Source organism: Streptomyces sp. NPDC056734 (assembly GCF_042790455.1).
GTDB lineage: Bacteria > Actinomycetota > Actinomycetes > Streptomycetales > Streptomycetaceae > Streptomyces.
This window is the reverse complement of the sequence record NZ_JBHTZD010000033.1, coordinates 74678-81245: the sequence shown is the minus strand read 5'-3', so window position 1 is coordinate 81245 and position 6568 is coordinate 74678. Positions and strand designations below refer to the sequence as shown.

Genomic DNA, 6568 nt, shown 5'->3' with positions numbered 1-6568 from the left:
TTGATTCATCAAATATGCAGGTCGGAAGGGGGCGGACTCCATTGAGTCCGCCCCCTTCGTCGTTGCCGTGCTGGATGGATGCTGGTGGTTTTTCTGACGTGATGTCAGGTAATCAGGTCTCGTAGACGGTGGACCGATGTCCCACGTGAACGACCCAGACCACCAGTTCTCCGTTGTCGATCGTGTAGACGACGCGGTAGTCGCCCACGCGCAGGCGGCGACGTTCGGGCTGAGACACGAGCGCGGTGGTGTTGAAGCCGAGAGGGTCGGTCTCCAGCTCGGTCAGCTTGGCCAGGATGCGCAGCGCCATTTCGCGAGGGATCTTCCTCAGCTCGGCCTGCGCCTCGGGCCGGAAGACGGTTCGGTACTCACTCACCGCGAGCCAGCGTCTCCCTCATGACATCCTCGATCGGGATACCGGGTGCCGGATTGGCCATGCGCTCGTCGATGATCCGGTTGATCTCGCGCTCTTCCCACTCCTGGTACTTGCGCAGCACCTCGATCGATACCACGGCGGCGACCTGCTTGCCGCGCCTGGTGATGACGGTGGGCACGTCGTCTCGGTCGGCTCGCTCCACGACCTCGGCCAGATGCGCCCGGACGTCGCGGATGGACTCTATGGGCAGTGGCTGTGTCATGCGCCCAAGTGTACTGAGTGTCCCAGGTGTACACAACGGCTCATGATTGCTAGAGGTCCCGGGCAGGTTCGGCTGGATGAACTGACCCGTACCCAGCCCCCTGCGGGGCGCCAGGCAGATGGGAACGGGGAGCGTCGCTCGGGCGGCGCGGTTCACGCAGCCCCGTCCTCGCTCCGCGCTCCGCTCGTCGCTTCCGTGACGAGCAGAGCGCGGCCGCTCAGGGTGATCCGGCCGCCGTCGGACAAGATGGTTGGTTACGGAAGACCATCGCCGCTTGATCTCTGTTCCGAGGTGGTCAAACCCCGGCGGCCCACCGAGAAAGGCCCGCGTCACATGCCCGCCGACCAGACATCCTGGGACGCCGCGGTACGCCACCTGTACAGGGACGCGTACGCGTACATCGCCACTGGCCCCGTCGCCATGACGACTGGACGCTCGATGTCACGGAGCTGATGGCCCGGTCCGTGCCGGACCCCCGGGGATGGGCCCGCGTCGATGACGCGGCGGAGGACCCCGAGCGCCTGGGGAACCCCCGGTGGCCCTTCGCCGTCCATCCCCCGGAGTGCCTCACGCCGCGCCTCCGGGAGATCGACCGGGACAGTTCCGAGAACCTGCTCCTGGCCCTCACCGAGGGCGGCTGCACCCTGTCCAACCTCCGGTACTTCGAGGAGTCCGCAGACGGGCTGAGGGCGATGGCCCGCACGATCCTGGACCGTTACGGGGACGCGGCCGCCTATCGCACCAACGTCAGCAAGACCGGCAGCGCGCCCGGCACACTCGACTTCACGCTGGAGGGTCTGGGGTACAACCCCATGAGCGTCTTCACGGAGGACTGCGGCCTTGTTGTCGTCTCCGCCACCGAGGTCGGCCTGTTCTGGAACTTCAACGACCTGTGACCCGGCTGCTGATCCCCTTTCGAACATAGCTCTGACCAGGTCATCCACCCCCGGCTCGCCCAAGGCACCCGGGTCCGCCTCACCATCGACGCCGCCCGGCCCTCCCGTGAGGAGTTCGTGGGCCGGGTCCAGTTGGAGGGCGACCTGTCGGCGGGGCACGGGCCCGTCGGCGTCCGCGCGGGGCACGTGGTGCTGCGCCGCGAGCCGTCGGGTCCGCATGGCTTCGTCGTCCATACGGCCCTCCCGTCCTACCGGTAAGGGCTGCCCGCGCATGTCCATGAAGCCCCTCGAACACGAGCGCGGGAGATGCCGGTATCGCGGGGCCCTGACAAATCGATATGCGCTGCGCGGCGATCTTTGGATCTCCGCCACGATCGTCATGAAGGGGTAGGGGCGGGAACCGCAACGCCCGCTGTCGGACGAAGCGTCGGGGAACCCTGCCAACACCCAGGTACTCAGCGTGCCCATTTGGTCGCCGACCGGTCGCATCCGGCGGCTGGATCCTGGTTGGATCCGCCCAGATTCTCGGCCGTTTCCCCAGGTCAAAAATCGAGGCCCGACATTCCGGTTCAATGTGCAGCGGGCTCGTACCGACACGTCGCTGATCTAGCAAACGTGCAGGTCGCGGAGAGTTCGGCCTTGTGGAATCGAGTCGCTGGTCTTTCCTGGACTGGACTGGACGGGATGGGTGGGATGGGGATGGGGCTGGGGACCCTGACCCCTCGTCACCTGTCATCATCCCTGCTCATCCCTGCTCATCCCTGCCGTGCTGAGACCCGGTGAGGTCCCAGTGCTGGATCGCGGGCCCCATCCACGCAGGGGCGTGCGGGAGGTTTTGACGGGCTCACGCTCGGGTCAGCTTCCGTCTTCGTCGTCCTCGTCCCGTGGGGGAGGTGCGGCGGGCCGGTGCGTGCTCTGCGAGGTGTCCCCGAGGTACGGAGGTGTCACGTCGTCCTCGCTGGTCTCCCACCAGCCTTCGTTCCGTTCGCCTGCGCCGCTCTCCGGCGCCCTTGGCGTGAACGTGCCCGCGTCCGGGTCCGTGCCCGCGTCCGGGTCCGCGTCGGGGAACGGCGAGCCCTCGGGGGCCGGGAAGCCTGGCGACCAGGGCCCCGTGGTACCCCCATCGCCCGGAGACCCACCCCCACCCGCCGGTTCCTCGCCCTCGCCCTCATCGGGTGTGGAGAGAAGGGTCCGCCTAATGTCCTCGGCGGCCTCGTCCAGCCCCGCCGCCTCCAGGCTGCGCACCACACGGTGCACGAACACCGTGTACTCGTCCATGTCCGGCTTCAGACCCACCGCCGCCAGCAACAGGAGCAGCCGATCCGAAACACTCACTTCCTCCTCGCGGTCGAATGGGCCTCCGCTCTGGCCGTCCCCGCCCCACAGCGGGCCCCCGACGGTCTGCACGCTCCGCGCGTCCACGGGCGGGACGAGCAGGTGGCGGAAGAGCTCGGGCACCTCCTCGTCGTTGGCCGCTGCCGAGATCTGGGCGAGCGGGCCGATCATGTCGACCGCCTTCTCGATCTCGTTCTCGTGGCGGGCCAGCCACCACACCACCGCGCTGCCCGTGCTCTTGAGCACGTCGTCACCGAGGTAGCGCCGTTTGTTGCGCTCGTGCTGACGCTCGTACTCCCAGAGCTCCTCATCCTTGCGAAGGTCGTTCAACTTCCGCAGGCGCTCGCGGTCGGCGGGGGTGAGGGTCAGCGTCACATCGGCCGCCAGGGCCGTCACCCGGCCGCTCCGGTCCGGGAGCGGGACGCCCAGTTCCCCCTCCAGGAGATACCGTGCGAAGTTCGCCCGGCCGGGCACCTCGCGGCGGACGATCTCCAGGGCCCGGCTGACGATCGAGGACACGGCGAGAGCCGGGCCGGCCTCGTCGGACCGGTGGGCGTGGTCGGGGACCGGCCTCCACCACACGGTGGCGGAGAAGAGGAAGTCGTAGCCGTCGGCCGCGCTCGGCAGTGCCGCGTCGACCAGCCGCGTCTCCTGGTACGGCTGCTCGGTCGGCGCCGCGGGCGGCTCGGGTTCCCCGGGCTCATACGGATCGGCCGACGCGTGGCCACCACTGAGAACCGTCATCACGAGCAGCAGGGAACCCGAGGCCGTGACCATGGACATGAAGCCCCACAGCAATGCCGACCAGTGCAGGAGGCTTCCGAGCATGGCCGGTGCGAGGCCGCAGAGAGCGACGAACAGCAGGCTGGGAAAGCGGTGTTTCATCGTGCCTCTTCCGTGGTCGGTGGCCTGACGCCCGTACTCTCCGTACTCTCCGTACGGACGTACTGCGCGGTGTCGATGTGCTGCCAGAAGAGGGCGGCGACGGCCGCCCGGGACGGATGGCGCGCGGGCCCCGCCCAGTTGTGGGCGATGGCATAGAGGCGGTGGAGAGCCGGTGCGCGGCCGTGCGTCGCCCCGACCATCACTTCCAGTGCCATCTCCCGCGTGCTGTCACCCGCCACGGCGTCCAGCCAGCTGCTCACCAGGGGATTCCAGAGCTCCGTCGGCGGCTGGGCGAAAATCGCTTCCCAGCCCAGGAACAGGTCCGGCCATGGGGGCGGGCCCGGTGCCCGGTCGCTTCTCAACAGCCCCATGAGCAGCCGGAAGTGCGGCTCCGCCCCGCGCGGCTCCCGGCGCGTCCGGTCCCGCACCCGGTCGATCAGCAGCCGGTAGAGCCGACGGTCGCGACCGGCGAGGTCGAGAAGTGCCTCCTGGGCCTCGCGCGCCGCCTCCCCCTTGCGTACGGCGAGGTAGTGGAGCCGCACCATCGCCTGATCCGGGTGGGTCGCGCCGAGGCTCTGGAGGCAGGCGGTGGTCAGGGTGCGGACGAGACCGTCCGACAGGGGGCCGGACCTCGCGCACTCGTACATCCGCCTGCGGAACCATCCCCCGAACCTCTCGTGGCTGAGGCCGAGTTCGAGGGCCGCCACGGCTCGCGGGTCGTAGGACGCCCCGGTCGCGCGGTCCGACCAGCGCACCACGAGGTCGAAGAGGTGGTCGGGCCGCCCCACGGCCAGCGACCGCTCGCCGAAGCGGACGACGATGTTCACCCGGTCGTCTGTGGTCAGACCACGCAGCCCGGCGGCCTGACCGATCCAGTCCCTGAGGTCGTCGCGCACCCCGGGGAAGTTCGCCCAGAAGTACGTCCGTACGGCGTCGGCGTAGGCCAGCCGCCCGAAGTGGAGCCGTCCGTCCGGGTCCCGCTCGATCCCGAGCGCCGCCAACCGCTCCCCGAAGTCCGTCCGCGCCAGCTCGGTCGTCGCCTCTTCCTCGTGCCCCACCGTTCTCATCAGCCCGTGCCATGCCTCGTACACGGTGTCGGCGCGGGCCTCCTCGAACACCGCCGTCGCGAGAAGCAGGGTCCGTTCGGGCGCGGTGCGGACCGCGGCCACCTGCCGGCCGACCTCACCGGCACGGTCGGTCACGGCGTGCATCGCCTGGTCGAGCCATCCCGCGAATTCGGCGCCGAACCGGCCACTGTCGCGAGCGGCTCTCACCAGCCCCGCGAGCTGCGCCAGTTCCCGCATGGGGGAGCGGTCGCACAGGTGCTGGAGGTCGGCGCTTTGCAGATCCTCGGAGTGGAAGGCCATCCGGTCCATGCGGAGGTACCGGGTGACGACGGCGAGGCCCCGGGGGCGCCCCAGCGTCACCTTGTGCGGGTCGAGATCCGGCGCTTGGGCGTGCTCCAGGCCCGACGGCAGGACGACGACCATATGGGCGCCCGCCTCCTGGACCTGTGACCGGCGAACAGCCAGGCGGCGCTGGGCCTTGACGTACGCTCCCTCGTCGGCGATCCCGGAGAGATCGAGGAGGAAACGGTCCCCCTCGCCGGGGGTGAGAGGGCTCTCGTTTTCGTCCGTGGCGGTCAGCTCCTCGAACCGGGCCTCCTCCTCGTCCGCGCCCCCGTCCTCGCCGAGCCCGTGCAGCAGCATGATCGCCGCGGCGCGGCGGCCACTGCCGGGCGGAGCATCCAGCAGCACCACCGATCCGGGCTTCTCCAGGCGGTCGGCGGCGACGCGGAAGCCTGTTGGCGAGACGAACCGGTCGGCCAGTCGCGCCCGGTCCTCGCGGGTGATCCGGAGGGACTCGACCCCCTTACGGATCATCCAGTCCGGGCCGACGCCGTAGAAGACGTTCTGGTCCCCCGCACCGTTGTTCACCGGGCCGCGCGGATCGCTGACGGTGACGCGATCCCGGTCGGTCATCGTTCGTCGTCCGAGTGCCGGTTCTCGTGCTCGAAGCGCTGGTGGACCGTGCCGCTGTTGTCGCCCGCCGTGAACTGGACCCCGGTGTTGTCACCCTGGAAGTGGGGCGCGTTGTACTGGTGTCCCCGACCGGTGTTCACGGGCCCTTGCGGCTCGTTGACGAAGGTGCCGGACAGGTCTCCGTTCAGGTTTCCGATGCCGCCACGTACGCGCTGCTCGACGTCGCGCGTGCGCATCCTGGTGCGTCCGCGCCCCTGGGCCGACTTCTTGCCGGACTTCGCCTCCGCCCGCTCCCGGGCCGCGCGGGAGTCGCGGTCCACCGCGCCCAGCTCGGGCAGCAGCCTGGCGAGGGCGTCGCCGAGCGCCGTCAGATCCGACTCGGCGTTGCGGTGGTCGAACCGCTTGTACTGGCAGTCCGCCAGCTCCCGCAAGCCCTCCGGGAGGACGGCGCGGTCGATGCGGGTGGCCTTGCCGACGAGCACGGGAATCACCAGGGTCCCGCGGTCGAGCGCGGTCTGGATCTCCCGACGGGTCCAGTCCTGCTCGGCTTCGAGGGCGGGGCGGCCGTCGGCGCCTCGCACCTCCGCCCAGCGCAAGCCCATCACGGCGAGGAGCGCTTCGCACTCCTCCACGGCCTTGACCAGCTCCACCGGAAAGCGGTGTCCGGGCTCGATCGAATCGCTGGCGAAGAAGATCCGCTCGCCGCCGAACCGCCGGGCAAGCTCCCGGGCGATCATGGTGGCCGCGGATTCCTCGTCGCCTGTGCGGTAGTTGACGAAGACGTCGGGCATGAAGGTTCCCTTCGTGAGAGGAAGACGGGATGAATGGGTAC

The 6568-nt window shown here is 69.6% G+C and carries 7 protein-coding genes; 2 read left to right on the top strand and 5 right to left on the bottom strand.

Features of this window, described 5'->3' with window-relative positions:
* Positions 1 to 112: 112 nt before the first annotated feature.
* Both ACFRFC_RS34730 and ACFRFC_RS34725 read right to left on the bottom strand, forming a co-directional pair.
* Entirely contained in the window at positions 113 to 376 is a 264-nt protein-coding gene (locus ACFRFC_RS34730) for a type II toxin-antitoxin system RelE/ParE family toxin (protein WP_382684799.1), read from the bottom strand.
* Complete coding sequence (locus ACFRFC_RS34725; protein ID WP_381310553.1) at positions 369 to 638, bottom strand: type II toxin-antitoxin system Phd/YefM family antitoxin; 270 nt, start codon at positions 636 to 638, stop codon at positions 369 to 371. The genes ACFRFC_RS34730 and ACFRFC_RS34725 overlap by 8 nt, the downstream gene beginning before the upstream one ends.
* A 452-nt stretch (positions 639 to 1090) precedes the next feature.
* On the opposite strand from ACFRFC_RS34725, the gene ACFRFC_RS34720 reads away from it, so the two are divergent.
* Complete coding sequence (locus tag ACFRFC_RS34720; RefSeq protein ID WP_382684802.1) at positions 1091 to 1534, top strand: hypothetical protein; 444 nt, start codon at positions 1091 to 1093, stop codon at positions 1532 to 1534.
* A 117-nt stretch (positions 1535 to 1651) separates the two neighbouring features.
* Complete coding sequence (locus ACFRFC_RS34715; RefSeq protein WP_382684805.1) at positions 1652 to 1792, top strand: hypothetical protein; 141 nt, start codon at positions 1652 to 1654, stop codon at positions 1790 to 1792.
* A gap of 597 nt (positions 1793 to 2389) precedes the next feature.
* On the opposite strand, the gene ACFRFC_RS34710 is transcribed toward ACFRFC_RS34715, so the two are convergent.
* From ACFRFC_RS34710 to ACFRFC_RS34700, 3 genes are read right to left on the bottom strand one after another with little or no spacing between them, the layout of a single operon-like run.
* Positions 2390 to 3754: a hypothetical protein gene (locus ACFRFC_RS34710; RefSeq protein ID WP_382684808.1), complete on the bottom strand. Its 1365-nt coding sequence runs from the start codon at positions 3752 to 3754 to the stop codon at positions 2390 to 2392.
* A complete protein-coding gene (locus ACFRFC_RS34705) occupies positions 3751 to 5736 on the bottom strand; it encodes a hypothetical protein (RefSeq protein ID WP_382684810.1) in 1986 nt (661 codons plus the stop codon). The genes ACFRFC_RS34710 and ACFRFC_RS34705 overlap by 4 nt, the downstream gene beginning before the upstream one ends.
* On the bottom strand, positions 5733 to 6527 hold the full coding sequence (locus ACFRFC_RS34700; protein WP_382684811.1) for a toll/interleukin-1 receptor domain-containing protein: 795 nt from the start codon (positions 6525 to 6527) through the stop codon (positions 5733 to 5735). The genes ACFRFC_RS34705 and ACFRFC_RS34700 overlap by 4 nt, the downstream gene beginning before the upstream one ends.
* Positions 6528 to 6568 lie beyond the last annotated feature (41 nt).

What these genes read in the sequence shown, in the direction of transcription:
- ACFRFC_RS34725 (WP_381310553.1), bottom strand. Translation starts at nt 638, where the DNA reads ATGACACAGCCACTGCCCATAGAGTCCATCCGCGACGTCCGGGCGCAT.
- ACFRFC_RS34720 (WP_382684802.1), top strand. Translation starts at nt 1,091, where the DNA reads ATGGCCCGGTCCGTGCCGGACCCCCGGGGATGGGCCCGCGTCGATGAC.
- ACFRFC_RS34710 (WP_382684808.1), bottom strand. Translation starts at nt 3,754, where the DNA reads ATGAAACACCGCTTTCCCAGCCTGCTGTTCGTCGCTCTCTGCGGCCTC.
- ACFRFC_RS34705 (WP_382684810.1), bottom strand. Translation starts at nt 5,736, where the DNA reads ATGACCGACCGGGATCGCGTCACCGTCAGCGATCCGCGCGGCCCGGTG.
- ACFRFC_RS34700 (WP_382684811.1), bottom strand. Translation starts at nt 6,527, where the DNA reads ATGCCCGACGTCTTCGTCAACTACCGCACAGGCGACGAGGAATCCGCG.